This window comes from Pedococcus sp. P2_D7 (assembly GCF_056404295.1).
Genome location: NZ_JBFUEH010000001.1, coordinates 41,152 through 64,798 on the forward strand (window position 1 = coordinate 41,152; position 23,647 = coordinate 64,798).

Genomic DNA, 23,647 nt, shown 5'->3' on the forward strand with positions numbered 1-23,647 from the left:
TCGGCTCAGGCCCAGCCGAGGGCGTGGAGTCGCTCGTCGTCGATGCCGAAGTGGTGGGCGATCTCGTGCACCACGGTCACGGCGATCTCGTCGAGCAGGTCCTCGCGGTCCTTGCACATCCTGGTCAGTGGCCCGCGGAAGATCGTGATCCGGTCGGGGAGGGCGCCTGCCCACGCGTCACCGCGCTCGGTCAGGGGCGTCCCGTCGTAGACCCCCAGCAGGTCGGGGTCGTCGGCCGGTGGCTCGTCCTCGACGAAGAAGACGACGTTGTCGAGCAGCCGCATCAGCTCCGGCGGCACCGCGTCCAGGGCATCGCCGACCGCCTGCTCGAACTCCGCCGCGTCCATCTCGACCACGGGTCCAGCCTGCCATGGGCGGACCGGGCTCTGGGTCGCCTGGGCGGCCCTGTGACCTGCTGGGGTGCCCCCCCGTGGGCACCGGCGGGCCTCAGGGGCGCTTGGGGGGCTCCCTGCGGGCGCTCTCGAGGGCGGGCCGGGTCTCGTCGCTACCCGCCTCGATGGCGCCGATCGACTCGCGCCCGAGCCCGTCGTGGTGGGCGGCGGCGAGCTCGGCCGGCGTGACCGGGTTGATCGAGTCGCTGAAGTAGAACCGGGACAGCGCCGAGCGGGCCTGGTCCTTGCGCGCGGTGGGGGAGGCCACCCCGTGCTCGTCGGTCGCCTTCTCGAGGGTGAGCACGTGGTGGGGCTCGTGCTGCACGAGGTTCCAGCGGGTGAACTCGTCGAGCGGCTCGTGCTGCTCGAAGAACTTCCCGTCGGCGGTCCGGATGATGCGACCGGTCTCCCGGCCGTGGAGCACCAGGTCGCGGTCCTTGCGCTGCAGCGACAGGCAGATCCGCTTGGTCACCCAGAACACCAGCGGGGGAGCGATGAAGAACGCCGCCCGCAGGATGTGGGTGATGTCGTTGATCGACAGGTGCAGCTTGATCGCCATGAGGTCGTTGCCGGCGGCGAACATGAGCACGCCGTAGGCCGTCAGCGCTGCCATCCCCAGACCCGTGCGGGTGGGGTTGTTGCGTGGCCGGTCGAGCAGGTGGTGCTCGCGGTTGTCGCCGGTCACCCACCTCTCGAGGAACGGGTAGATGGCCATCAGCCCGTACATCACGGGGATGAGCAGGATGGCGCCGATCATGACGTTGAACGAGAAGGTGAACCCGAACGCGGTGAACTCCAGCCAGCCGGGCAGCAGGCGCAGCGCTCCGTCGGCGAAGCCCATGTACCAGTCCGGTTGGGACCCCGCGGTCACGGGCGACGGGTCGTAGGGTCCGTAGGCCCAGATCGGGTTGATCGTGACCAGGCCCGAGATGAGGGAGATGACACCGAAGACGATGAAGAAGAAGCCACCGGCCTTGGCCGCGTAGACCGGCATCACGGGGAAGCCGACCACGTTGTCGTTGGTGCGACCCGGTCCGGGGAACTGGGTGTGCTTGTGCACGAAGACCAGCCCGATGTGGGCCGTGAACAGGCCGACCAGGATCGCCGGGAGCAGCAGGACGTGGATCGAGAAGAGGCGGGGGATGATCGCCTCGCCCGGGAACGGACCGTCGAACAGCGCGAACGACAGGTAGGACCCGAGCACGGGCACCGAGCGCATGAAGCCCTCGGCGGCGCGCAGGCCGGTGCCGGACAGCAGGTCGTCCGGGAGCGAGTAGCCGGCGAAGCCCTCCACCAGCGCGAGCATCGACAGGATGCAGCCGATCACCCAGTTGATCTCGCGCGGCTTGCGGAACGCGCCGGTGAAGAAGACGCGGAGCATGTGGACCGACAGCGCCACGATGAACATCAGCGCGGCCCAGTGGTGGATCTGGCGGATCAGCAGGCCCCCGCGGATGTCGAACGAGATGTCGACGGTGGAGCGGAACGCCTCTGACATCGTGATGCCACGCAGCGGCAGGTAGGAGCCGTCGTAGACGACCTGACCGGCGCTCGGGACGAACCAGAAGGTGAGGAACGTGCCCGACAGCAGGCAGATGATCATCGAGTACATGGCGACTTCGCCGAGCATGAAGGACCAGTGCTCGGGGAAGACCTTCTTCATGAGGTAGCCGACGGGCTTGGCGGCACCGGTGCGGTCGTCGAGCCAGCCGGCGACTCCGCCGACGGCCTTCAGGGCGGGGGCGGTGGGTGCCTCGGGCGTGACGTCGTCCTTGCGCAGGCGATCGATGGGGTCGGCCGACCCGCTGCGTCCGTTGCTGCTCATGCGGAACCACGCTCCCAGAAACTCGGACCGACAGCCTCACGGAACGGGGCGTCGGCCACCAGGTAACCCTCGGAATCGACGGTGATCTTCAGCTGCGGCAAGGGGCGCTTGGCCGGGCCGAAGATGACCTTGCAGTCCTGCGTCACGTCGAACGTCGACTGGTGGCAGGGGCAGAGCAGGTGGTGCGTCTGCTGCTCGTACAGACCCACGGGGCACCCGACGTGGGTGCAGATCTTGGAGTAGGCGACGATGCCCTCGTGGCCCCAGTCGCGCTCCTTCTGGGGCTTGATGTCCTCGGGGTTGAGGCGCATCAGCAGCACGGCGGCCTTGGCCTTGTCCTCGAGGACGTGCTCGGAGTCCTTGATCGACTCGGGGAGCACGTGGAAGACCGAGCCGATGGTGACCTGGTCGGCACGGATCGGCGTGCGCTCGGGGTCGCGGACCAGCCGGTCGCCCTTCTTCCACATGGTGGTGGACAACTGGTCCTTCGGGAGCGGGCCCAGTCCGCCGACCAGCGGCAGCAGGATCGCGATCGGCGGCAGGGCGAGCGCGCCGGCCAGCGAGAACTTGATGAGGGGGCGGCGGCCGAGCTGGGCCTTCTCGCCACCGTCCATGAGGTTGGTGACGACCCGCTGACGGTCCTCGTCACTGGCTCGCTGGGTGTGGCGGTACTCGACCGACTCGCTGTCGGGCATGAGCGTCTTGGCCCAGTGCACGGCACCGACGCCACAGCCGAGCAGGGCCAGCGCCATGGTGACCCCGAGGGCCACGTTGTAGATGCTGGCGTTGCCGATGCCGGGGATGAAGCCGGACTGCTCGGGGTCGATGGCGAAGTAGGCCACGACGAAGAGGATGGTGCCCAGGCTGGAGAGCCCGAAGAGCGCCGCGACCTGCTTCTCGGCGCGCTTGGCGCCCTTCTCGTCGAGGTCGGCCATGCGCGCGACGTGCGGGTGCAGGCCCGGGTCCTCGAAGCGCGCCGGCAGGCCGCCGGTGCCCTCGACGTGGCCCTGGTCCAGGCGGACCGCGGTCGACCCGTAGCCGTCGCCGGTGCCGACGACCTCGCCGTGCGGCGTGTCGTGTTCGCTCATCGTGTCGTGGGTCCTGTCGAGTCGCGGTGGTCAGTTCCAGTGTCGCCGCACGGGGCGGATGTGGCCAGCCATGGTGACGCAGTCATCACGCGGCCTTCCGACCGAGCCAGACGGCGAAGCCGACCATGATGCCGAGCCCGAAGATCCAGACGAACAGTCCCTCGGAGACGGGGCCGAGGTTGCCCAGGGCCATGCCACCGACGTTCTCCTGCTGGTCGACCTCGTGGAGGTAGGCGACGATGTCGTTCTTGGCCTCGGGCGAGATGTTGTCGTCGCTGAAGACGGGCATCGACTGCGGGCCGGTCACCATGGCCTCGTAGATGTGCTTGCCCTCGATGTTGCGCAGGGCGGGGGCGTACTTGCCCCGGGTGAGCGCGCCACCCGAGCCGGCGAAGTTGTGGCACATGGCGCAGTTGACCCGGAACAGCTCGGCGCCGAGGGCGACGTCGCCGCCCTCACCACTGGTGTACTCCGCGTCGGGCACGGCGGGACCGGGGGCCAGCGACGCGATGTACGCGGCGACGGCCGAGATCTGGTCCTGGGTGAACCGGACCTCCTCGGCGCGGGGCGCCTGGACGTTCGGGGCAGCCATCGGCATACGTCCGGTGCCCATCTGGAAGTCCACGGCGGCGGCGCCGACGCCCGGCAGGGCGGGGCCGGCCTTCGTGCCCTGGGCCTGCAGGCCGTGACACGTCGCGCAGTTGGCCAGGAAGAGCTTCTTGCCCTGCTCGACCGAGCTGGCCGCGGCGGTGGCGGCGTCGGCCTGCTTGGGAGCGAAGGTGGAGTACGCGACCCCAGTGAGGATCAGACCCAGGAGCAGGAGCAGGGCGATCGCGGCCGGGTGTCGGCGGCGGGCGGCCAAGGCGTTCACGGTGCGGTCCTGTCGACGGAGGTGGGCAGGGCTGGCTGGGGGTGCAGGTGGAGCATCGTGCGGGTCACTTCAACAGGTAGATCGTCGCGAACAGCGCGATCCACACGACGTCGACGAAGTGCCAGTAGTAGGAGGTCACGACAGCACCGGCGGCCTGCGCGTGGCTGTAGTGCCGGGTCGTGAAGGTGCGGCCGATGATGAGCAGGAAGGCGAGGAGGCCGCCGGTCACGTGCATGGCGTGGAAGCCGGTCGTGAGGTAGAAGACCGAGCCGTACGCGGTGGACGAGAGCGTGATGCCCTCGTGGACGAGCTCGGAGTACTCGAGCACCTGCCCGGACACGAAGATCGCGCCGAAGATGTAGGTCAGCACGTACCACTCGCGCATGCCCCAGCTCTTGACCGCCAGGAGGCTCGCGTCGCCGCGGTGCGGCTTGCCGTGCTCCGCGGCGTGGACACCGAGCTGGCACCACACCGACGACACCACGAGGATGATCGTGTTGATGGTGGCGAAGGGCACGTTGAGCACGTCCGTCGACGTGTCCCACAGGTTCGGCTCGACCGAGCGGATCGTGAAGTACATCGCGAACAGGCCAGCGAAGAACATCAGCTCGCTGGAGAGCCAGACGATGGTGCCGACCGACACCATGTTGGGTCGGGACACCGGCCCGTGGCCGGGGATGCTGCCGGCCGAGCGAGCGGGTTCAGAGGTCACGGGAGATGCGGTCGCCACGTGCGCCAGATTAGCCACATTCCCCGTCCGGCACACCGTCGACCCCCCGATGGGTGCGTCACCGCGCCGAAACGCCGCACCGGTAGCATCTGCGTCATGACCGCTTCGCACGCGACCGCCGCCGACGTCCCGACCTCGTCGGGGTCACCAGCGGGGTCTTCGACCCGTCAGATCTCGGTGCTGCTGTACAGCGACGACAGGACCACCCGGGACGCTGTCCGCGTCACCGTGGGCCGTCGTCCGGCCCGTGATGTCGAGGTCTCGTCGTGGCGTGAGTGCGCGACCGCGGCGGCGGTGATCGAGGCCGTCGAGAACGCCTCGTTCGACCTCCTCATCCTCGACGGCGAAGCGGCCCCGACCGGTGGGCTCGGCCTCTGCCGCCAGCTCAAGAGCGAGATCTTCGGCTGCCCGCCGATCCTGGTCCTGACCGGTCGCCCGCAGGACGGCTGGCTGGCCACCTGGTCGCTCGCCGACCTGGCCGTCCCCCACCCGCTCGACCCGATCGCGCTGGCCTCGGCCGTGGCAGAGCTGGGTCGTGGCGGACGTCCCAGCGCCTCCTGAGCCGGTGACCGCACGCGAGCCGGCCGGTCACACCTGGCCGGACCTGCTCACCTTGCTCATCGCCGGTGAGCACCTCAGCACCGACCAGGCCGCCTGGGCGATGAACGAGATCATGGGCGGCGAGGCCTCGCCGGTCCAGGTCGCCGGCTTCCTCGTCGCGCTCCGGTCCAAGGGCGAGACGGTGGAGGAGCTGCGTGGGCTGGCCGACGTCATGCTCGCCCACGCCAACCAGATCGAGGTGCCGGGGCCGAGCCTCGACATCGTCGGCACTGGTGCCGACCGCTCCAACACGGTCAACATCTCCACGATGGCGTCGGTCGTCATCGCGGCCAGCGGGGTCCAGGTGGTCAAGCACGGCAACCGGGCCGCGTCGTCCGCCTCGGGCTCGGCCGACGTCCTCGAGGCGCTGGGCGTCAACCTCACCCTCACGCCGGCCCAGGTGGCGCAGGTGGCCGCCGAGGCCGGCATCACCTTCTGCTTCGCGCAGGCCTTCCACCCGGCCATGCGGCACGCCGCCGCCGCCCGCAGTGGGCTCGGCGTCGGCACCGCCTTCAACGTCCTCGGTCCGCTGACCAACCCGGCCCGTCCCACCTACGCCGCCGTGGGGGTGGCCGACCCGCGGATGGCGCCCCTCATCGCCGGGGTCTTCGCGGGGCGAGGCTCCGAAGCCGCCGTCTTCCGCGGCGACGACGGGCTCGACGAGCTGACCCTCAGCACGACCTCGACCGTGTGGTGGGTGCGCGACGGCGCCGTCACCCAGCGCGTCTTCGAGCCGCTCCACGTCGGCCTCGAGCGGCAGCCCGTCGAGGCCCTGCGGGGCGCCGATGCGGCCCACAACGCGCAGGTCGCCCGCGACCTCTTCGCGGGCCAGCGTGGTGCGGTGCGTGACGCAGTGGTGCTCAACGCCGGCATGGCGCTCGCGCTCGCTGGTCGCGACCTCGCCGGCGGCGCGGAGCCGGCGGGGCACGACGCCACCGACGAGGCGTTCGCGGCCGGCGTGCGCCTCGGCATGGACCGTGCCGAGGAGGCGCTCGACTCCGGTGCGGCCGCCGCCCGGCTCGAGCAGTGGGCCGCCGCGACGCAGCGCCTCACGTCCGCCTGACCACCAGCGCCCGCTCAGCGGCGGTCCTCCGCGGCCACCCGCAGGATGGCGGCGACGGAACGGTCGACGTCCTGCTCGGTCGTCGACCAGTTCGAGACCGAGACCCGCATCAGCCGGCGGCCGTGCCAGGTCGTCGCACCGAGCCAGCAGGTCCCCTCCCGCTGGACTCCCTCGACGATCCGGTCGGTGCGCTGGTCGCTGCCGAAGCCGACCAGCACCTGGTTGAGGACGACGTCGTTGACGACCTCGGCGCCACCGGCTTCGAGGCCAGCGGCGAAGCGCTGGGCCAGCGTGCAGCTGCGCTCGACCAGGTCGGCGACGCCGTCGCGTCCCAGCTCGCGTAGGGCCGCCCACACGGCGAAACCCCTTGCCCTCCTTGAGGACTCGGGCACCAGGTCGCCCAGGGCCGGCGTCGGGCCGCCCTGTCCGGTGAGGTATGCCGCGGTGTAGGACAGCGATCCCGCGTGCACCTGGGGGTGGGCGCAGATGGCGAAGCCGCAGTCGTAGGGCACGTTGAGCCACTTGTGTCCGTCGCACGACCAGGAGTCCGCGAGGTCGACTCCGTCGACGAGGTGCGCCCGCGCAGGGCTGGCCCCGGCCCAGAGGCCGAAGGCACCGTCGACGTGGACCCAGGCCCCGTGGCGCCGGGCCACCGCCACCGCCGCCCGCAGGTCGTCGCACGCGCCGGTGTTGACGTTGCCGGACTGGAGGCAGACGATCGTCGGCCCCGGGTCCGAGCGGGCCAGCACGGCCGTCAGGTCGGCCACGTCGATGGCGCCGTTGGCGTCCGTCACCACCTCCTCGACGACGGCGGTCCCGAACCCGATCAGCCGCAGCGCCCGGTCGATGGTCGCGTGGCGCTCGACGCTCGCCACCACCCGCACCCGGGGTGCCCCGAGGAGGCCGTCCTTCTCGACGTCCCAACCCGCCGCGGCGAGGACGTGGTGACGCGCCGTCGCGAGGCTGACGGTGTTGGCCCCCTGGGCACCCGTGACGAACCCGACGGTGGCCCCGGCCGGCAGCCCGAGCAGGTCCTTGAGCCAGCCACCCGCGAGCTCCTCGGCCACCGCGCCGGCGGGGGAGAGGGTCGCGTTGAACGCACACTGGTCCCACCCGACCGCGACCATGTCGGCCGCACTCGCAGCCGGCAGTGCTCCACCGATGACGAAGCCGAAGAAGCGCGGCCCGGGGGTGCCGACCAGCCCCGGCCCGAAGGTCTCGACCAGCTCGTCGAGGACCTGCCCGGCCGGGGTCGGCTGCTCACGCAGGGCCCCGTCCGCGGACGCCCGCAGCTCCTGCGCCGAGGCACGGGCCGCGACGGGTGCATCAGCCACCGCGGCGCGGTGGTCGGCTGCCACGCGGGCAGCCCGGTCGAACAAGGTGGTGAGGTCGTCCATGACGCGAAGGTACGCCCGCCTCCCGGCCCACCGCCCCCCACTTCTGGCCGACCACGGCCGAGACGGGTCAGGACACGGGTCAGGACATGGATGCCAGCCAGCTGACGGCCTGCCGGGCGTCGGCCCGACGCTGCTCGTACCGCGCGCCGACGGCGAGGAGCAGGACCCCGAGCGCCCCGAGGGTCAGGTAGCGGGGCAGCAGCACGGCATAGGGGAGCAGCTGGGTGAGGGCGACGGTGGCGGCGCAGGCCGCGCCCAGCACCACCAGCGCCTGCCAGCGGCGCAGCGCCCCGAGCACCAGGACGGCGACGGCAGCGGCGACCGTGACGAGCGGGCGGACCAGGCCGTCGTCGACCGGGGTGAAGAGGGTGGACGGCAGGAGGGCGACGGCCAGACCCGGCCCGGCCGTGAGCCACGAGTGGTCACCGAGCTCGCGGTGCGACCAGAGACCGGCAGCGAGCAGGAACGCGGCCAGCGGCAGCGTCCAGGCCTCCAGGGTGGTCACGTCCGCGTCCCCGAGCTCCACCCACACCGCTGCCGTCAGCGCGGCCACCGCGATGGTGACGACGGCGCGGCGGTGCGGCAGGGCGGCATACGCGACAGCCACGAGCCCGTATGCCGCGGCGGCCAGCGAGGCGGCGTGCGGCCAGGAGCGATCAACGGCGACGACGACAGCGGTGACCGCGACGAGGACCGCCAAGGCGCCGAGGACGAGCTCCTCGGTGCGGTGACGACGCCACTGCGCCAGCGCGGCGAGGCCGAGCGCGGCGGCGGCCAGCAGCACCCACTGGGAGCGCGGGCCGACCAGGCCACCGCCCAACCACAGCGCCCAGACCGACGCGACGGTCGTCGTGCCGCTGGCGATGGCGCGCAGGTGCGGGCGCAGGACGGCGGTGGCACCTCCGGTCAGGGCGATGACCACGAGGACGGCGATCACGACCTCGTCGGCGAGAGCGGTGCCGACCGCCGCGGCCAGGGCGCCGAACACGGCGAGGTGGCCGACGACGGCGAGGGGCGCCTCCTCGGGTTCGGCCTGCCGCAGCAAACCGACGGCGACGAAGGCGGCCCCCGCGGCCGCGGCCGCGAGCACCGCGGCGGTGTCGGAGAACATCGAGCCGGTGAGGGCGGCGGCCGCCACCGTGGCGACCGCCCCGACGGCGCTGGCGGCCGCGCGCCAGGTCGGCCGGTGCACTGCCGCCGTCGCGGCCACGAGGGCGGTCGCGGTCAGGGCGATGGTCGTCGCCGGCCGGGACCCTTCGACGGCGCAGACGAACACGAGGACACCGAGCGTCGCACCGGCCTGCGCCTCGACCCAGGCGACGCCGAGCGAGGTGGTGCGGGGGCGGGCGACCACGAGCGCGGTGGCGGCCACGGCTGCGACGACGGCGAGCACCGCCGACCAGAACGCCCCGAGCTGCAGCGCCAGTCCGAGCACAGCCGTGGGCCCGGCCACCGAGGCGACGACGGCGACCACCCCGAGGGCACGCCAGTCGCCGGCCAACGCCCGCGCGGTCCAGTCGGCGCGCACGGCGGCTCGGGTGCCCAGGCGCGCGGCGCGGACCGCGACGACGCGTCGCACGACGAGGGCGCCCGCGACGGCCAGGGTCGCCAGGATCGCCACGCTGACCACGCCGTCTGCGGTGAGCCCGTGGACCACCGGGCCGTCGACGCCCGGACCGGTCGGAGCAGACAGTGCGTCGAGCCCGGCGCCGAGCGCCCCGACGGCAGCGCTGACCGCCGAGAGGGCGGTCCACCCTGCCGCTGGACCGGTGGCGGCGCGGCGGGTCAGCCCGAACGACGGGGGAACGACCAGGTGCAGGGCGCCGAACAGCACGGCGCCGGCGAGGGCGAGGGCGGCGACCCCGGCGGCGTGGTCGGCGAAGGCCACGACGCCGGCCCACCCGAGCGAGGCGGCGGTCAGCGAGAGGAGGGCGAAGCCTGCGATCCTGCGGTCGGTGCGGTGCAGGGCGGCGAGGACGATGGCGGCGAGCAGCCCGGTGACCGCGGCATAGGTGCGCCCGTCGACCGACTCGAGGTCGGCCAGCCCGAACCGCCGCGCAGCCGCCACGTCCAGCAGGAGGAGGCCGCCGGCCACGAGGGCCAGGGCTTCCGCACTGCTGGGCAGGCGTCGGCGGGACAGCACCAGCGAGGCCACCGTGGCCGCGGCGGTGAAGCCACCCATGACGAGCAGCTGACCGACGATGCCGATGAGGAACCACGCGATCGCCAAGGCGATCGACCCGGCCACCAGGACCAGCAGCACCCCGATCGCCAGAAGGGTCTGCTGGGTGGTCCAGGTGCGGCGCGCGGGCGCGGCGGGCGGGGGTGCTGCGTGGTCCGTCTCACCGGGCTGGCCCGGCTGCGCCATCGAGCTCGCGCCGCGCAGGCGCGCGTCCAGTGCGGTCGCGACGGTGGTCGGGGAGCCGGCAGCGGCGACGGATGAGGAGGCGTCCCCTGCCCGCAGCGCGGCGATCAGCTCGATGCGCTCGCGTTGGAGCGCGGCCAGGCCCTGGTCGACCTGCCACAGGCGCAGGGCGTTCGGGCCGGTGAGGGGGAGGTGGCACCCTGGGCACGACCTGGGCGACTCGGGCAGGAAGCGAGCGCAGGCGGGGCAGGGGATGGGCGGCATCGGTCCTCCGGAGGGTGCAGGAGCTCAGCGCTCGGTGGCCCGAGTCTGCAGGTCAGGAGGGTTGCGCGGATGCGTGTTGCTACTCAGATCGGCCGTGCGGCCGAGGCAGTGGTGAGTCGAGGCAGTGGTGAGTCGAGGCCGGGGGTGACTGGGGTCGAAGGGTCAGTCACCGTCGAGGCCGAGGCTGAAGGCGGCCTCGAGGTCGTGCGTGGAGTAGGTGCGGAACGCGATGTGGGTGTTGGTGCCCGTGACACCGTCGACCTTGTTGAGGCGGTCGGCGATGACGTCGTTGAGCTGCTCGTGCTCGCGGACCCGGATCATCGCGATGAGGTCGGCATCGCCGGCGACCGAGTAGACCTCGGAGACGCCCTCGAGCTCGGCGATGGCCTGGGCCACCTCGGGGATGCGGTCGACCTTGGCGTTGATGAGCACGATGGCGGAGATCACGAGCCCACTCTATCGGCGCCGCTGGCGTAGCGGGTGGGTCCCCGGAGGCTAGGACGCCGCGACGAATCCGGCCACCGCGTGGCGGGCCACCACCTGCGGCTCCAGCTCGGCCCGCGCACCGCCGGCGCCACCGACCGGGCAGGTCCACTCGCCGTCGAGGTCGACGATCCGCACGCCGGGGGCCTCCAGCCAGCGCAGGATCTTCTCGGTCTCCTCGGGGATCGCCGCCGGGGACGGCCACGGCGCGGGGAGGACCACCTCGGCGCTGGTGCGGACGGCCTCGACATAGGGCATCGGGTCGGCACCGCGAGGTGACACCGTGCTGGCGGCGAGCCGGCCGTGCCGGACCACGATGACCTCCCACCCCCCGGCCGTGGCCGAACGGGCGGCGACGATCTCGCGACTGGCGGCGAGCGGCGCGATGCGCTGGGCCCTGGCCATGCCGCGCACCAGCGCGAGCATCCGGTCGCGCAGGGTGCCGGCGTCCTCGAACCGCTCCTGGTCGGCCAGCGACCCCATCCGGGTGCGCAGAGCGGTCACCACGTCGCGCGAGTCGCCCGCGAGGGCGTGCACGGCGTCCTGGACGACCGCGGCATACTCCTCGACGCTCTGGGCGCCGGTGCACGGTGCGCCACAGCGGCCCATGTCGGCGAGCGCGCACGACCCCACCCGCCGGGTGGGGGACAGCCGCTGGACGCACTGGCGCAGCGGGATCACCTCGTGGACGGCCGCCACGGCGGCCTCGGCCGAGCCGCGGCTGCCGAACGGACCGATGTAGCGGGCTCCGTCGCCCCGGACCTCGCGCACGATCGACAGCCGGGGGAAGGCCTCGACCGTCAGCTTGACCCAGGTGGCCCGCTCGGGGGTCTTGGAGCGCCGGTTGTAGCGCGGCTTGTGCTCGGCGATGAGGCGCAGCTCGCGCACCTCGGCCTCGAGGGTGGTGGCACACACGATCGGGGTGACGGACTCGGCCAGCCGCACCATCTCGGCCATCCGGGTGCGCTGCTCGGACGCCGTGAAGTAGCTGCGGACCCGCGTGCGGATGTTGATCGACGTGCCCACGTAGAGGACCCGGCCGTCGCCGTCCTTGAAGAGGTAGACCCCCGGCTGGTCGGGCAGGCCGTCGGCGAGCCAGCGCTTGCGGCGCTGGGCGGGGCTGACCCGCGAGGTGTAGCTGGAGAGCTCCTCGAGCGTGTGGACGCCCAGGCTGCCCACCCGCCCGATGAGGGCGTGCAGCACGTCGACGGTCGCCTGTGCGTCGTGCAGGGCGCGGTGGTCGGGCGTCGTGGTGGCCCCGAACAAGGCGGCCAGGGTGGAGAGCTTGTGGTTGCGGGCCTCGTCGCGGTTGACCAGCTGACGGGCCAGGTGGACCGTGTCGAGCACCGCGTGGCGCGGCCACTCGATGCCCTGCTGGCGGGCGGCCATCTTGAGGAAGCCGATGTCGAAGCCGGCGTTGTGGGCGACCAGCACCGCTCCCCGCGCGAACTCGAGGAACGCCGGGAGGGCGGCCTCGATCCGGGGGGCGTCCGCGACCATGGCGGTGGTGATGCCGGTGAGCGACTGGATGAACGGCGGGATCGGCAGGTGGGGGTTCACCAGGGTCTGGAACTCGCCGAGCACCTCGCCGGCCCGGACCTTGACGGCGCCGATCTCGGTGATGGCCGAGTCGGCCGGGCTGCCGCCGGTGGTCTCGAGGTCGACGACGACGAACGTGACATCGGCCAGTGCCGTGCCCAGGTCGTCGAAGGTGCCTTGCACCATCTGGTCGCCGGCCGTCTGCATGGTCCCGACGGTAGGCCGCGGGTGTGACAGCCCCCGGCAGGCGCGCCCTGCCACCGGCTGTGGCGCGGGATCGGGGTGTGCCGTGTCGCGGGCGTTGTCAGTGCCCTCACCTAGCGTCGTCGACAGGTCACACGACAGAAGGACTCCCCGACTGAGAGAGCGAGGTGATCGCGATGATCATCGACTGCCAGAGCTGTCCCGTGCGCGACCTGCACTGCGCCGACTGCATGGTGACGGCCATGCTCGTGCCCCAGGGCGCCGAGCTGCCCCTCGACGCCGTCGAGCGGTCCGCCGTGGCCCGGTTCGCCGAGGCCGGGCTGGTCAGCGCGCACGAGGCCTCCTCGGCCAGCGCGCGCCGCGAGCCGTGGGCCGCCCACGTCCGCGCTGTCGGCTGAGCCGTCCCTACGATGGCCGGATGACCCGGGCCACCCCTCGACGACGCGGCCCCCTGCGGGCTGGTGTCGCGGTCGCGGCAACGGCCGTCCTGGTCGTCGGGCTGCTGGCGGGGTGCTCCGACGAGGACGCTGGGACCGCGCGATCGTCGTCGGGCCCGTCGACGTCCCCGTCGGCCACCACCCAGTCGAACGCTCCCGACCCCTCCACCGCGCGCGAGGACGCCCTCACCGCCTTGCTGTCCGCCCGCGCCGCGGCGGTGCGGGCCCACGACCGAGCCGCCTTCGCGGCGACCCTGGACGACCCGAAGTCGGGGTTCGGGCTGCGCCAGCTGGCCCAGTACGACGCCCTGGCCAAGCTCCCATTGGGCGCCTTCTCCTACGGCACCCCCGAGCCCGCCCCGGAGCTCGGTGCCGACCGCGTCGCCCAGCTCGGCCCCGAGGCGTGGGTCTCCCGCGTCGCCGGGCACTACAGCCTGGCCGGCTATGACACGGCGTCCCGCGAGTTCGAGTCGTACTTCACCGTCGTGCGTCGCGACACCGGGTGGCGGCTGGTCGACGACACCGACGGAGGCACCCAGGTGCAGGCCTGGGACCTGCCCGCGTTCACGGTCCTGCGCAGCCCGACGACGCTGGTCATGGGAAGCGGTCCGGCGAGCCGCCTGCGTCCCTACCTCGCCCTGGGCAACCTCGCCGTCACGCGGGTCGACGCGGTCTGGACCGCCCCGTGGAACAGCCGCCTGGTGCTCGTCGTGCCCCGCACCGCGGCCGAGATGGCCGAGCAGGTCGGCCAGGACAAGGACTCCGTCGCGCAGGTCGCTGCCGTCACGGACGGGCCGTTCGACGCCGGTGGCCGCGCGGGGGCCGACCGGGTCGTGGTCAACCCCGGTGCGTTCGCCACTCTGGAGAGGCGGGGGCAGCAGGTCGTCGTGACGCACGAGGCGACCCACGTCGCCATCCGCGCCACGACCGACCGACCGGTCCCGCTGTGGCTGTCCGAGGGAATGGCCGACTACGTCGGCTACCGCGACGTCGGGGCGACCCGCAGACAGGTCGCCGCGGCGCTCCTGGCGAAGGTCCGCGCCGGCCATGGCCCGAAGGCGCTGCCGGCCGCCGGCGACTTCGACCCGTCACGCACGACGATCGCGCCGAGCTACAACGCGGCCTGGCTGGCCGTGAACCGCATCGTCGACCGCTACGGTCGCAAGGCCCTGGTGCGCTACTACCTCGCGGTCGCCACGAAGCCCCCCGGATCGTCCTCGGCGACGCCCGACCCCGACGAGGCGGCGACCGCGGCGTTCCGCAGCGTGCTGGGCACCAGCCAGGCCGCGTTCACCAAGGAGTGGCTTGCCTACCTGCGGAGCCTGGCCCGATGACGGACCCCGAGGTGGTGCGCCGCCGCGCCGCCCGCGTGGTGGTCGTCGACGCCGACGGCCAGGTCCTGATGATCGAGGGCTTCGACCCGCACCACCCCGACGACCCCTACTGGTACACGGTCGGTGGTGGTGTCGAGCCGGGGGAGACCGACCGTGCGGCGGCGGTCCGCGAGGTATGGGAGGAGACCGGCCGCACCATCACCGTCGACGACCTCGTCGGGCCGGTCCACCACGACGAGGACGCCTTCTCCTTCGAGGGGCGCACGATCGTCCAGCAGCAGGTCTTCTACGGCTGGGTCACCGAGCGCTTCGACGCCGACCCATCCGGCTTCGCCGAGCTGGAGGTCCGGTCGACCATCCAGCTGGCGTGGATCGACCCTGCCCTGCACCGCGCTCGCGGTGAAGCGGTCTACCCCGTGGTGCTCGAGCAGCTGGTGCAGGACGTCCTGCAGGCGGCCGGGGCCAGGGCGAGCGAGACGACGACCAGGGACCCGACGAGCCAGAACTGGTTGTAGAAGGCCTGTTTGTTGACGAGGTTGGCCACCAGCAGCACCAGCGCCAGCCAGCGCAGCACGTCGGCCAGGTCGGGCTGGCGGCGCCAGACGGTCCAGCAGACGGCGGCGAGGGTGCCCAGCACGGCGACCCCGGTCACGGCGAACGGCAACGTCACGCCAAAGGTGTTGAGCGCCAACAGGTAGAGCGTGTTGGCGAACTTGATGGGGTGGAACCCGACGAGCAGGCTGATCGTGTCGTGGACGAAGTCCGGCGGGCTCGCGACGAACCACGGCGCGACCAGCACCCCGGTCAGCGCACCCGTCGCCACGGCTCGGCGCCACCCGAACGGTCGCCACACCAGCAGCACGGGCAGCAGCAGGGCCAGGTGCTGCTTGCTGGCGCAGGCGAGGGCGAGGGGGATGACCGCCCACCACGCGCGGTCGCGCTGGACCAGCACGGCCCACCACACCAGGCCCGCGAGCAGCAACGGCTCGGTCCAGGCCTGGTCGAGCTGGGTGAGCGTGCCGGGGGCCAGGACGAGCAGACCGGTGACCGCGGCCGCGGTCCAGACCCAGGCGCCCCCGGTATGCCGTGGGGCCGCGCCGCGGGCGAGCATCCAGACCCCGGCCACCGCGACGAGCGTCCAGAACGCCAGCGCCCACCGCACGTCACCGAACAGCCAGCGGCCCGGCGCGAGCAGCACGGCCGTCCAGGGCAGGTAGGTGAAGGCGTCCTGGATGCCGGGGGATCCGGTCCAGTTCATCGCGTAGAAGTTCTCGCCTCGGCCGAGGCCGTCGGCGGCCTGCTGCAGCGTCACCCAGACGTCGATGCGGGGCCGCGGTGAGGACGTGATCGCGACGGCTGCACACGCGGCATACCCGGTCACGGCCACCACGCCGGCAGCCCAGTGGGCGCGAACGGTGTTGGCACACAAGAGGACCGCGCACGCCAGCGGTACCACGACGAAGAGCGTCGTCGCGATCGCGAGGCCGGTCGGTGCGAGGTAGCTGAACAGGGGCACCGCAAGGGTGGCCAGGGCCGAGCCGGCCAGCATCACCGCCACCGCGGGTCGGTGGAGGCTGGCCCGCCAGCCGGCCCACTGCCAGAGCGCCAGCCCCAGCGTGGCCGCGGTGAGGGCGATCACGATGGGGATGCGGTAGCGCACGACGCTCCACTGCAACGCGGTGAAGAAGACCAGCCACGCCAGCGGCAGGGCGAACGACCCCACCACGGACCGGGCGGAGGGTCCGGGGGCAGTGCGCATGGCTAGACCCTACGGGTCGGTGTTGGCCGGGACCGTGCGGGTCAGCGGGTCACTCCTTGGCGCCGGAGTAGAGCGCCTCGACCTCGTCGTGGAAGTCCTTCATGACGATGTTCCGCTTGAGCTTCAGGCTCGGCGTGAGGTAGCCGTTCTCCTCGGTGAAGTCACCCGGCAGCACCGCGAACTTGCGGATCGACTCGGCCTTGGACACCGACTTGTTGGCGTCGTCGACGGCCTTCTGGAGCTCGGCGAGGACGGTCTCGTTGGTGCGGGCCTGGTCGAAGCTGACCCCGGAGAGGCCGTTATTCTTGGCCCAGCCCGGGTACATCTCCTCGTCGAGGGTGAGGAGGGCGCCGATGAACGGCTTCTGGTCGCCCACGACGATGCACTGGGAGATGAGGGGATGCGCCCGGAGCCGGTCCTCCAGACCTGCCGGGGCGACGTTCTTGCCGCCGGCGGTGACGAGGAGCTCCTTCTTGCGACCGGTGATCTTGAGGTAGCCGTCCTCGTCGAGCTCGCCGATGTCGCCGGTGTGGAACCACCCGTCGAGCACCGCACTCGAGGTGGCCTCGGCGTTGTTGTTGTAGGCGGCGAAGACGTTGTTGCCCTGGATCAGGATCTCGCCGTCGTCGGCGATGCGGATGCCCACGCCGGGCAGGGGGGCACCCACGGTGCCGATCTTCACGCGGTCGGGCACGTTGACCGTGGCCGGGGCGGTGGTCTCGGTCAGGCCGTAGCCCTCGAGCACGGTCACGCCGATGCCGCGGAAGAAGTGGCCCAGCCGGGTGCCCAGCGGGGCGCCACCGGACACGGCGTACATGACCTGGCCGCCCATGGCGGCGCGCAGCTTGGAGTAGACCAGCTTGTCGAAGATGCCGTGCCGGACCTTGAGGCCGAGCCCGGCCCCGCCGGTGTCCTGGGCGGTGGACCAGGCGATGGCGGTGTCGGTCGCGGTCGCGAAGATCTTGCCCTTGCCCTCGGCGGTCGCCTTGGCCTCGGCAGAGTTGTAGATCTTCTCGAAGACGCGGGGCACCGAGAGGATGAAGGTCGGCTTGAACTCGGCGAAGTCCGCGAGGAGGTTCTTGATGTCGGCGCTGTGGCCCATCTTGGCCTCGCCCGTGACGCACAGGACCTGGATGAACCGCGCGAAGACGTGGGCCAGGGGGAGGAAGAGCAGGGTCGAGGCGCCCTCGGCCTTGACGACCGACTTGAGCTTGGTGATGGCGTTCTCGGACAGGGCGAGGAAGTTGTCGTGGGTCAGCTGGACGCCCTTGGGGCGACCGGTCGTGCCCGAGGTGTAGATGATCGTCGCGATGCTCGCGCGGTCGAGCCCGCCCTTGGCGGCCTCGAGGTCGGCGTCACCCACGTCGGCGCCCGAGCTCTTCAGCTCGGCGATGGCACCGGCATCGACCTGCCAGGCGTGGTCGAGCCCTGGCAGCTGGTCGCGGACCTCGGCGAGGGTGGCCGCGTGGGACGGGGTCTCGAGCATGATGCCCCTGGCCCCGGAGTCGGTGAGGATCCAGGCGACCTGCTCGGCGGAGGAGGTCTCGTAGATGGGGACGGTGACCGCACCGGCAGTCCAGATCGCGAAGTCGGTGAGGGTCCACTCGTAGCGCGTCTTGCACATGATGGCCACGCGGTCACCGGGCGCGATGCCGGCGGCGATGAGGCCCTTGGCGACCGCGCGCACGTCCTCGTCGAACTCGGCCGCGGTCACGTCGATCCACCGGCTGCCCTCCTTGCGGGAGAACGCCACCCGCGTGGGGTCGGAGGCGGCGTTGCGGCCCGGCAGGTCGGCCAGGCTCCCCTCGGTCGTGGGTGGCACGAGTGGGGGTGCGACGTGTTCCTGCACGGAGTCTCCTTTGACGACGGCGTGACTGCCTCAGTGGGCGTGACTGCCTCAGTGCGCACAGACTACCCGCGGGTAGGCACGCGGGGGAGGGTCCATCCACATGCCGACGTGACGTGCGGAACACTGATCCGGTGCGCGACCACAGGATCGACATCGTCGACGAGACCTTCATCCGGGCATCGCCCGAGGTCGTGCGCGCGGGCCTGGACGACGAGAGTTGGGTGGCGCAGGTCTGGCCGCACCTGGCCCCCACGGTGACGCGGGACCGTGGGGTCAAGGGCGTGCGCTGGGCCGTGACCGGCCAGGTCGTCGGCGAGATGGAGGTCTGGCTCGAGCCGTTCCGCGACGGAGTGGTCGTCCACCACTACGTCCGGGGCCATCGGGGGCCGCGCGCACCCCGGGACGTCGCCACGCGGCATACCTTGCGGTGGAAGCGGGCGGTGCACGGACTCAAGGACCGCCTCGAAGGCGGTCCGTCGTCCGACGCCTCGGTCTTGTAGCCTTCGGCGCATGGCCGACCGCACCGAATCAAGCATCGACATCGACGCAAAGCCGGGTGAAGTCCTCGACGTCATTGCCGACTTCGAGAGCTATCCGGAGTGGGCCACCGAGGTCAAGGCGGTCAGCATCCTCACCGAGGAGGGCGACGGCTGGGCCGACCAGGTGCAGTTCACCCTCGACGCCGGGGCGATCAAGGACACCTACACCCTCGACTACGAGTGGGACGTCGCACGCAACGGCACCGGGGTCGTCTCGTGGAGCCTCGTCGAGGCCACCGTGCTCAAGGCGATGAACGGCTCCTACACCCTGGCCGCCAAGGGCAAGGACACCACGACCGTCACCTACCGCCTGGCCGTCGACGTGAAGATCCCGATGCTCGGGATGCTCAAGCGCAAGGCCGAGAAGGTCATCATCGACACCGCGCTCAAGTCGCTGAAGAAGCGGGTGGAGGGTTGAGGCAGCTCGTCGCCGCGGACTCCCGATAGCCGAGGGGTGTCGACAGCCATGCGCGTCATCCTCTTCACCGGCAAGGGCGGGGTCGGCAAGACGACCACGGCGGCCGCCACGGCCGTCAAGGCCGCTCGCGCCGGGGTCAAGACCCTGGTCATGTCGACCGATGCCGCCCACTCCCTGGGCGACGCACTCGGGGTCGCCCTGGGCGGGTCGCGCGGCGGGTCCCCGGTGGACGTCGAGCCCGGCCTGTCCGCGCTGCAGATCAGCCCGCCCCACCTGCTGGGCGAGTCGTGGCGCGTGGTCCAGGACTACCTGCTCGCCGTCCTCGACACCGTGGGCGTCGACCCGGTCGTCGCCGAGGAGCTGACCCGCCTGCCCGGCGCCGAGGAGGTCGCGGCGCTCCTCGAGCTGCGGTCGCAGGTCGAGTCGGGCCCGTGGGACCTCGTCGTCGTCGACTGCGCCCCCACCGCCGAGACCCTGAGGCTGCTGGCCCTGCCCGAGGCGCTCGCGTGGCACCTCGAGCGCCTGCTCCCGGCCCAGCGCGGCCTGATCCGCACCCTGCGTCCGGCCGCCGCGGCGGCCGCCGGGGTGCCGCTGCCCGACTCGGCGGTGGTCGAGGCGGTCACGGGGTGGCACCGGCAGATGCGCGAGGTCCACCGCATCCTCACTGGTGAACAGACCTCGGTGCGGCTGGTCCTCACGCCCGAACGCGTGGTGATCGCCGAGTCCCGGCGCACCTGGACCTCCCTGTCGCTCTACGGCTTCGTCGTCGACGCGGTCGTCGTCAACCGGGTGTTCCCGGACGCCATCGCCGAGCAGGGCCAGCGACCCGACGCCTGGCGGGCCTCGTGGAACGCGGCCCAGCAGGGTGGGCTGGTCGAGGTGCGCGAGTCGTTCGCGGGGCTGCCGGTGGTCGTGACCCCCTACCTGCCGTCCGAGCCGATCGGGGCCGACGCGCTCGCCGAGCTCGCGGAGGCGCAGGAAGGCGGAACCGACGTCCTCGCCCCCGTCACCCACCGAGGCCTGGCGGTCGAACGGACCGACGAGGGGTTCCTCCTGGTCCTCCCGCTCCCGCTGGCGCATGCCGCCGACCTGGGCCTCCAGCGCCGCGACGACGAGCTCGTCGTGACGGTCGGGGAGCACCGCCGGGTGCTCACCCTGCCGTCGGCTCTGCAACGATGCGTGGTCGAGGGTGCTTCCGTGCGCGACGGACTGCTGCGGGTGCGCTTCGTCCCCGACGAGGAGGTCTGGCCGCGTGGCTGACGACGAACGCCCTGCCGTGGGCACGGTGGCGGAGGAGGCTGCCCGCCTCCTGGACGCGCTGGGCGGCTGGGCCGCCAGTGCGCAGACCGGGTATGCCGCGCGACCGGCTCAGGCTGCGACCGCGCCTGCCGCCGACGGGTCCGGCACCGACGGGTCCGGCACCGACGGGTCCGGCACCGACGGGTCCGGCACCGACGGGTCCGGCACCGACGAGTCGGGCACCGACGAGTCCCCGGCACCCGCAGAGGGCGCCGAGTCGGCCACGCCACGCTGCTCGTCGTGCGGTGCGGAGAACGGCGTCGGGCAGGCGGTGGCCTGCCAGCTGTGCCCGGTCTGCCAAGGCATCGGGCTGCTGCGGTCGGTCCGACCCGAGACCGTCGACCGGTTGGCCGACCTCGCGGGGGCGCTCGCCGCGACGTTGAGGGACATCGCCGGCCAGCGCCGCACCGACGCCGGGACGGCGTCACCGCGGCGGTCCCAGTCCCCCTCCTCGCGGGTGCAGGACATCGCCGTCGACGACGAGGACGCTCCGGGGAGTGCGACCTCGTGAGCGGCGGCCTGTCGGTCGGGATCGACATCGGGGGCACCAAGGTCGCCGGCGGAGTCGTGGACACCGACGGCGTGGTCGTGGCGCGCGCCCGTCGCGACACGCCGCACCGCTCGACCAGCCCCGGCGTCGTCGAGGACACCATCGTCGACGTGGTCGCCGAGCTGATCGACGGCGCGGGTGACGACGTCGTCGCGGTGGGCATCGGCGCGGCGGGGTTCGTGGCCGCCGACCGGGCGACCGTGGTGTTCGCCCCCCACCTGTCCTGGCGCGACGAGCCGCTCGAGGCCAACCTGCAACGCCGGGTACCGGTGCCGATCTCGGTCGACAACGACGCCAACGCCGCGGCGTGGGCGGAGTGGAGATTCGGTGCGGCGCAAGGCGACTCGCACGTCGTGATGGTCAACCTCGGCACCGGGATCGGGGGCGCGATGATCTTGGACGGTCAGATCATGCGCGGCCGCTACGGGATCGCGGGGGAGTTCGGCCACATGCAGGTCGTCCCCGGCGGCCAACGGTGCGAGTGCGGCAACAAGGGCTGCTGGGAGCAGTACGCCTCTGGTAACGCCCTGGTGCGCGAGGCCCGGGCGATGATGACGGCCGGCAGCCCGATGGCGACGGACCTGCTCAACCTCGTGGGCGGTGACCCGTCCTCGCTGACCGGTCCGATGATCACCGAGGCGGCCCGCGACGGTGACGCGACGGCGACCGAGCTGCTGGGCGAGATCGGCCAGTGGCTGGGGATCGGGATCGCCAACCTGGCCGCGGCCTTCGACCCCGGGGTCTTCGTCATCGGTGGCGGGGTCAGCGCTGCGGGAGACCTGCTGCTCGACCCGGCCCGGACGACCTTCCGGCGTCACCTCACGGGGCGTGGCTACCGGCCCGAGGCCCGGATCGTCGCCGCGGCCCTGGGCAACGAGGCGGGGTTGATCGGCGCAGCGGACCTGGCGCGCCGCGACGCCCTCGGACGGGCCGCGGCCGAGGGCGCATGAGCACGATGCGGGTGGCGTCCTACAACCTCAAGGACTTCACCCTCGACCGGCACGCGGCAGCGCGCGTCATCCGCGCCATCGACCCCGACGTGCTGTGCCTCCAGGAGGTGCCTCGACGGCTGCTCTCGACGTGGCGCGTGTCCGACTTCGCGGCCGAGTGCGGCCTGTTCTGGTCCGGACGGCACCGCGGCAGTGGCGGGACGACGATCTTCACCTCCCTGCGCGTGCAGGTGAGCGAGTCACGGCACCACCGACTCCGGGTGGCTGCGCTGCAGCGCACCCGCGGGTATGCGGTGATCCGGGTCGGTCCGGCCGGTCACCAGCCGCTCGTGGTGTCGTCGGTGCACCTGAGCCTCGACGCCGACGAACGCGAGCGGCACGCGGGCCAGATCCTGCGGACCGTGGCCGGGGGCGGTCCGGTGCTCCTGGCCGGTGACCTCAACGAGGGGGAGACCGGCAAGGCGTGGCGGCTGTTCGCCGCGCCGCTGCGCCTCATCTCGCCCGGCGTGCCGACCTACCCCGCCAAGGCTCCCCACCGGGTGCTCGACGTCATCTTCGCCTCGCCCGAGCTCGTGGTGCTGCCGCACCGGGAGGTCGAGCTCGCGGTCGCCGACCTCGTGGCTGCCAGCGACCACCGCCCCACCTGGGTCGACGTCGACCTCGACCCCCAGGCGGTGCCGACCGCGGAGACCGAGACCGAGGGTGAGCCGGTGGTCCCCGCGTCGACCGTCGAGCGGGTCGAGCAGGTCGCTGCCGACGCAGCGGCGGCAACCGGCCCGGAGGACGACCGACCGGCCTAGGAGGCCGAACTGGGGGGCGTGGCCGACGGCGGCTCGTCGGTGGGTGTCCTCGCGGGGTCGCGCGGTGTCGCGCCGAGCATCGACAGGAGCCCGGGCAGCAGTCCGCCGGAGGTGACCAGCGGCTGCAGCGCGGCCGGGACCGGGGTGTCGGCTTCGCCCACGGCCCACGGCATCAGCGAGTCGAGCCGCGGACCCTTCACCACCTGCACGGACGGGGCGAAGGCCGTGGCCGCCTTGGTGAGGGCGGCCCGCTCGAGCCGCCCCGCGACGCCGATCTGGCGGTAGGGCATCTCCTCCCAGGACCGGACCGACTCCAGCACCGCGTCGCGGACGTCCGGCAGCCCCTCGAGCACCTGGTCGAGCTGCGCCCGCTCCGGTGCCGGAGTGGGCCGCGGGACCCGGAGCCGGACGCCGAGGGCGCGGTGTCGCTGGAGCCCGGTGAGACCCACGCGACGCTCTACGGCCGTGAAGAAGACCAGCTCGGCGACGTTGCTCCACGGGATCGCCTCGCCGGCCCGCCGGTCCGTGCCGGCCAGCCAGACACCGCCGGCCCCCACGGAGACTGCTGGTGCGGAAGCCTGTTGGTAGCGGACCCACCCCAGGTAGCCAGGGACGGCAGCGAACAGGCTCATGATGAGGAAGCCCGGGATGGACAGGTGGGCCAGGGCGAAGACCGCTCCGACGGCACCGACGAGGGACACCACGATGAGGAACAGGATGTCGACGACCGGGCCGGTGACCCCCGTGACCGGGCCGCCGCGAGTGACGGACTCGGGTGGCACGAGGTCGCGGGCGCGCATCCACGACACCTGGGTCTTGACCGGCCTGATGCTCTGCATGCGCGCGAAGGTAGCGCCCGGTCACGGACCCGCTGGGGCGAATGGGGACAAG

Annotated in this window: 23 protein-coding genes; 11 read left to right on the top strand and 12 right to left on the bottom strand. The window is 72.4% G+C overall.

All coding sequences use genetic code 11. The features are described 5' to 3' along the window. Positions 1 to 5: 5 nt before the first annotated feature. From AC1DWJ_RS00210 to ctaE, 5 genes are all read right to left on the bottom strand, one after another. Positions 6 to 347, bottom strand: coding sequence for a metallopeptidase family protein (locus tag AC1DWJ_RS00210; protein WP_477619973.1), 342 nt, complete (start codon positions 345 to 347; stop codon positions 6 to 8). Between the two features lie 100 nt (positions 348 to 447). Further along, positions 448 to 2,217, bottom strand: coding sequence for a cytochrome bc1 complex cytochrome b subunit (gene qcrB, locus AC1DWJ_RS00215; RefSeq protein ID WP_477619747.1), 1,770 nt, complete (start codon positions 2,215 to 2,217; stop codon positions 448 to 450). Continuing rightward, positions 2,214 to 3,305 carry a cytochrome bc1 complex Rieske iron-sulfur subunit gene (gene qcrA, locus AC1DWJ_RS00220; protein ID WP_457252940.1) on the bottom strand — a complete coding sequence of 364 codons (1,092 nt, stop codon included), beginning with the start codon at positions 3,303 to 3,305 and terminating at the stop codon, positions 2,214 to 2,216. Before qcrA ends, qcrB begins: the two co-directional genes overlap by 4 nt. An 85-nt stretch (positions 3,306 to 3,390) precedes the next feature. Further along, a complete protein-coding gene (gene qcrC, locus AC1DWJ_RS00225; RefSeq protein ID WP_457252939.1) occupies positions 3,391 to 4,176 on the bottom strand; it encodes a cytochrome bc1 complex diheme cytochrome c subunit in 786 nt (261 codons plus the stop codon). Between the two features lie 64 nt (positions 4,177 to 4,240). Next, positions 4,241 to 4,888 carry an aa3-type cytochrome oxidase subunit III gene (gene ctaE / locus AC1DWJ_RS00230; RefSeq protein WP_457252937.1) on the bottom strand — a complete coding sequence of 216 codons (648 nt, stop codon included), beginning with the start codon at positions 4,886 to 4,888 and terminating at the stop codon, positions 4,241 to 4,243. Positions 4,889 to 5,002: 114 nt separating this feature from the next. Between ctaE and AC1DWJ_RS00235 the strand changes: the two genes are divergently transcribed. Next, positions 5,003 to 5,467 carry a response regulator gene (locus tag AC1DWJ_RS00235; RefSeq protein ID WP_457252936.1) on the top strand — a complete coding sequence of 155 codons (465 nt, stop codon included), beginning with the start codon at positions 5,003 to 5,005 and terminating at the stop codon, positions 5,465 to 5,467. A gap of 4 nt (positions 5,468 to 5,471) precedes the next feature. Continuing rightward, the gene (gene trpD, locus AC1DWJ_RS00240; protein WP_477619748.1) at positions 5,472 to 6,569 is read left to right on the top strand and encodes an anthranilate phosphoribosyltransferase; all 1,098 of its coding nucleotides are present in this window, start codon (positions 5,472 to 5,474) and stop codon (positions 6,567 to 6,569) included. Between the two features lie 14 nt (positions 6,570 to 6,583). On the opposite strand, the gene AC1DWJ_RS00245 is transcribed toward trpD, so the two are convergent. The 4 genes from AC1DWJ_RS00245 to AC1DWJ_RS00260 all read right to left on the bottom strand — a co-directional run bounded on the left by AC1DWJ_RS00245 (position 6,584) and on the right by AC1DWJ_RS00260 (position 12,824). Beyond that, the gene (locus tag AC1DWJ_RS00245; protein ID WP_457252934.1) at positions 6,584 to 7,966 is read right to left on the bottom strand and encodes a pyridoxal phosphate-dependent decarboxylase family protein; all 1,383 of its coding nucleotides are present in this window, start codon (positions 7,964 to 7,966) and stop codon (positions 6,584 to 6,586) included. Between the two features lie 79 nt (positions 7,967 to 8,045). Then, entirely contained in the window at positions 8,046 to 10,595 is a 2,550-nt protein-coding gene (locus tag AC1DWJ_RS00250; RefSeq protein WP_477619749.1) for an SCO7613 C-terminal domain-containing membrane protein, read from the bottom strand. Positions 10,596 to 10,757: 162 nt separating this feature from the next. Then, on the bottom strand, positions 10,758 to 11,042 hold the full coding sequence (locus tag AC1DWJ_RS00255; protein WP_057377683.1) for an Lrp/AsnC family transcriptional regulator: 285 nt from the start codon (positions 11,040 to 11,042) through the stop codon (positions 10,758 to 10,760). Between the two features lie 48 nt (positions 11,043 to 11,090). Beyond that, positions 11,091 to 12,824, bottom strand: coding sequence for a DEDD exonuclease domain-containing protein (locus AC1DWJ_RS00260; RefSeq protein WP_457252932.1), 1,734 nt, complete (start codon positions 12,822 to 12,824; stop codon positions 11,091 to 11,093). 173 nt (positions 12,825 to 12,997) lie between these two features. Here AC1DWJ_RS00260 and AC1DWJ_RS00265 point away from each other — a divergent pair, with 173 nt between their 5' ends. From AC1DWJ_RS00265 to AC1DWJ_RS00275, 3 genes are read left to right on the top strand one after another with little or no spacing between them, the layout of a single operon-like run. Next, entirely contained in the window at positions 12,998 to 13,219 is a 222-nt protein-coding gene (locus tag AC1DWJ_RS00265; protein WP_457252931.1) for a hypothetical protein, read from the top strand. Positions 13,220 to 13,239: 20 nt separating this feature from the next. Next, positions 13,240 to 14,592 (top strand): hypothetical protein, encoded by a 1,353-nt coding sequence (locus AC1DWJ_RS00270; protein ID WP_457252929.1) that lies wholly within the window; start codon positions 13,240 to 13,242, stop codon positions 14,590 to 14,592. Beyond that, positions 14,589 to 15,107 carry an NUDIX hydrolase gene (locus tag AC1DWJ_RS00275; protein ID WP_457252928.1) on the top strand — a complete coding sequence of 173 codons (519 nt, stop codon included), beginning with the start codon at positions 14,589 to 14,591 and terminating at the stop codon, positions 15,105 to 15,107. Before AC1DWJ_RS00270 ends, AC1DWJ_RS00275 begins: the two co-directional genes overlap by 4 nt. Here the strand turns inward: AC1DWJ_RS00275 and AC1DWJ_RS00280 are convergent. Both AC1DWJ_RS00280 and AC1DWJ_RS00285 read right to left on the bottom strand, forming a co-directional pair. Then, positions 15,002 to 16,351: a glycosyltransferase 87 family protein gene (locus AC1DWJ_RS00280; protein ID WP_477619750.1), complete on the bottom strand. Its 1,350-nt coding sequence runs from the start codon at positions 16,349 to 16,351 to the stop codon at positions 15,002 to 15,004. The genes AC1DWJ_RS00275 and AC1DWJ_RS00280 overlap by 106 nt on opposite strands. A gap of 49 nt (positions 16,352 to 16,400) precedes the next feature. After that, a complete protein-coding gene (locus AC1DWJ_RS00285; protein WP_477619751.1) occupies positions 16,401 to 18,200 on the bottom strand; it encodes an AMP-dependent synthetase/ligase in 1,800 nt (599 codons plus the stop codon). A 131-nt stretch (positions 18,201 to 18,331) separates the two neighbouring features. Between AC1DWJ_RS00285 and AC1DWJ_RS00290 the strand changes: the two genes are divergently transcribed. From AC1DWJ_RS00290 to AC1DWJ_RS00315, 6 genes are read left to right on the top strand one after another with little or no spacing between them, the layout of a single operon-like run. Beyond that, positions 18,332 to 18,700, top strand: coding sequence for a hypothetical protein (locus AC1DWJ_RS00290; RefSeq protein WP_457252925.1), 369 nt, complete (start codon positions 18,332 to 18,334; stop codon positions 18,698 to 18,700). A gap of 10 nt (positions 18,701 to 18,710) precedes the next feature. Continuing rightward, entirely contained in the window at positions 18,711 to 19,157 is a 447-nt protein-coding gene (locus AC1DWJ_RS00295; RefSeq protein ID WP_457252924.1) for an SRPBCC family protein, read from the top strand. Positions 19,158 to 19,205: 48 nt separating this feature from the next. After that, positions 19,206 to 20,417 carry an ArsA family ATPase gene (locus AC1DWJ_RS00300; RefSeq protein ID WP_477619752.1) on the top strand — a complete coding sequence of 404 codons (1,212 nt, stop codon included), beginning with the start codon at positions 19,206 to 19,208 and terminating at the stop codon, positions 20,415 to 20,417. Beyond that, complete coding sequence (locus AC1DWJ_RS00305) at positions 20,410 to 20,967, top strand: hypothetical protein (protein ID WP_457252922.1); 558 nt, start codon at positions 20,410 to 20,412, stop codon at positions 20,965 to 20,967. The genes AC1DWJ_RS00300 and AC1DWJ_RS00305 overlap by 8 nt, the downstream gene beginning before the upstream one ends. Next, on the top strand, positions 20,964 to 21,956 hold the full coding sequence (locus tag AC1DWJ_RS00310; RefSeq protein WP_457252921.1) for an ROK family glucokinase: 993 nt from the start codon (positions 20,964 to 20,966) through the stop codon (positions 21,954 to 21,956). The genes AC1DWJ_RS00305 and AC1DWJ_RS00310 overlap by 4 nt, the downstream gene beginning before the upstream one ends. Then, on the top strand, positions 21,953 to 22,756 hold the full coding sequence (locus tag AC1DWJ_RS00315; protein ID WP_457252920.1) for an endonuclease/exonuclease/phosphatase family protein: 804 nt from the start codon (positions 21,953 to 21,955) through the stop codon (positions 22,754 to 22,756). Before AC1DWJ_RS00310 ends, AC1DWJ_RS00315 begins: the two co-directional genes overlap by 4 nt. Here AC1DWJ_RS00315 and AC1DWJ_RS00320 read toward each other — a convergent pair. Then, entirely contained in the window at positions 22,753 to 23,595 is an 843-nt protein-coding gene (locus AC1DWJ_RS00320) for a hypothetical protein (RefSeq protein WP_457252918.1), read from the bottom strand. The genes AC1DWJ_RS00315 and AC1DWJ_RS00320 overlap by 4 nt on opposite strands. Positions 23,596 to 23,647: the final 52 nt, after the last annotated feature.

Excerpts from the sequence above, each read along its gene's own strand:
- AC1DWJ_RS00300 (WP_477619752.1), top strand. The coding sequence starts at position 19,206 with ATGCGCGTCATCCTCTTCACCGGCAAGGGCGGGGTCGGCAAGACGACC.
- AC1DWJ_RS00250 (WP_477619749.1), bottom strand. The coding sequence starts at position 10,595 with ATGCCGCCCATCCCCTGCCCCGCCTGCGCTCGCTTCCTGCCCGAGTCG.
- AC1DWJ_RS00270 (WP_457252929.1), top strand. The coding sequence starts at position 13,240 with ATGACCCGGGCCACCCCTCGACGACGCGGCCCCCTGCGGGCTGGTGTC.
- qcrA (WP_457252940.1), bottom strand. The coding sequence starts at position 3,305 with ATGAGCGAACACGACACGCCGCACGGCGAGGTCGTCGGCACCGGCGAC.
- AC1DWJ_RS00315 (WP_457252920.1), top strand. The coding sequence starts at position 21,953 with ATGAGCACGATGCGGGTGGCGTCCTACAACCTCAAGGACTTCACCCTC.
- AC1DWJ_RS00260 (WP_457252932.1), bottom strand. The coding sequence starts at position 12,824 with ATGCAGACGGCCGGCGACCAGATGGTGCAAGGCACCTTCGACGACCTG.
- AC1DWJ_RS00245 (WP_457252934.1), bottom strand. The coding sequence starts at position 7,966 with ATGGACGACCTCACCACCTTGTTCGACCGGGCTGCCCGCGTGGCAGCC.
- AC1DWJ_RS00280 (WP_477619750.1), bottom strand. The coding sequence starts at position 16,351 with ATGCGCACTGCCCCCGGACCCTCCGCCCGGTCCGTGGTGGGGTCGTTC.
- AC1DWJ_RS00275 (WP_457252928.1), top strand. The coding sequence starts at position 14,589 with ATGACGGACCCCGAGGTGGTGCGCCGCCGCGCCGCCCGCGTGGTGGTC.
- AC1DWJ_RS00320 (WP_457252918.1), bottom strand. The coding sequence starts at position 23,595 with ATGCAGAGCATCAGGCCGGTCAAGACCCAGGTGTCGTGGATGCGCGCC.
- AC1DWJ_RS00265 (WP_457252931.1), top strand. The coding sequence starts at position 12,998 with ATGATCATCGACTGCCAGAGCTGTCCCGTGCGCGACCTGCACTGCGCC.
- AC1DWJ_RS00210 (WP_477619973.1), bottom strand. The coding sequence starts at position 347 with ATGGACGCGGCGGAGTTCGAGCAGGCGGTCGGCGATGCCCTGGACGCG.
- AC1DWJ_RS00295 (WP_457252924.1), top strand. The coding sequence starts at position 18,711 with ATGGCCGACCGCACCGAATCAAGCATCGACATCGACGCAAAGCCGGGT.
- AC1DWJ_RS00235 (WP_457252936.1), top strand. The coding sequence starts at position 5,003 with ATGACCGCTTCGCACGCGACCGCCGCCGACGTCCCGACCTCGTCGGGG.
- qcrB (WP_477619747.1), bottom strand. The coding sequence starts at position 2,217 with ATGAGCAGCAACGGACGCAGCGGGTCGGCCGACCCCATCGATCGCCTG.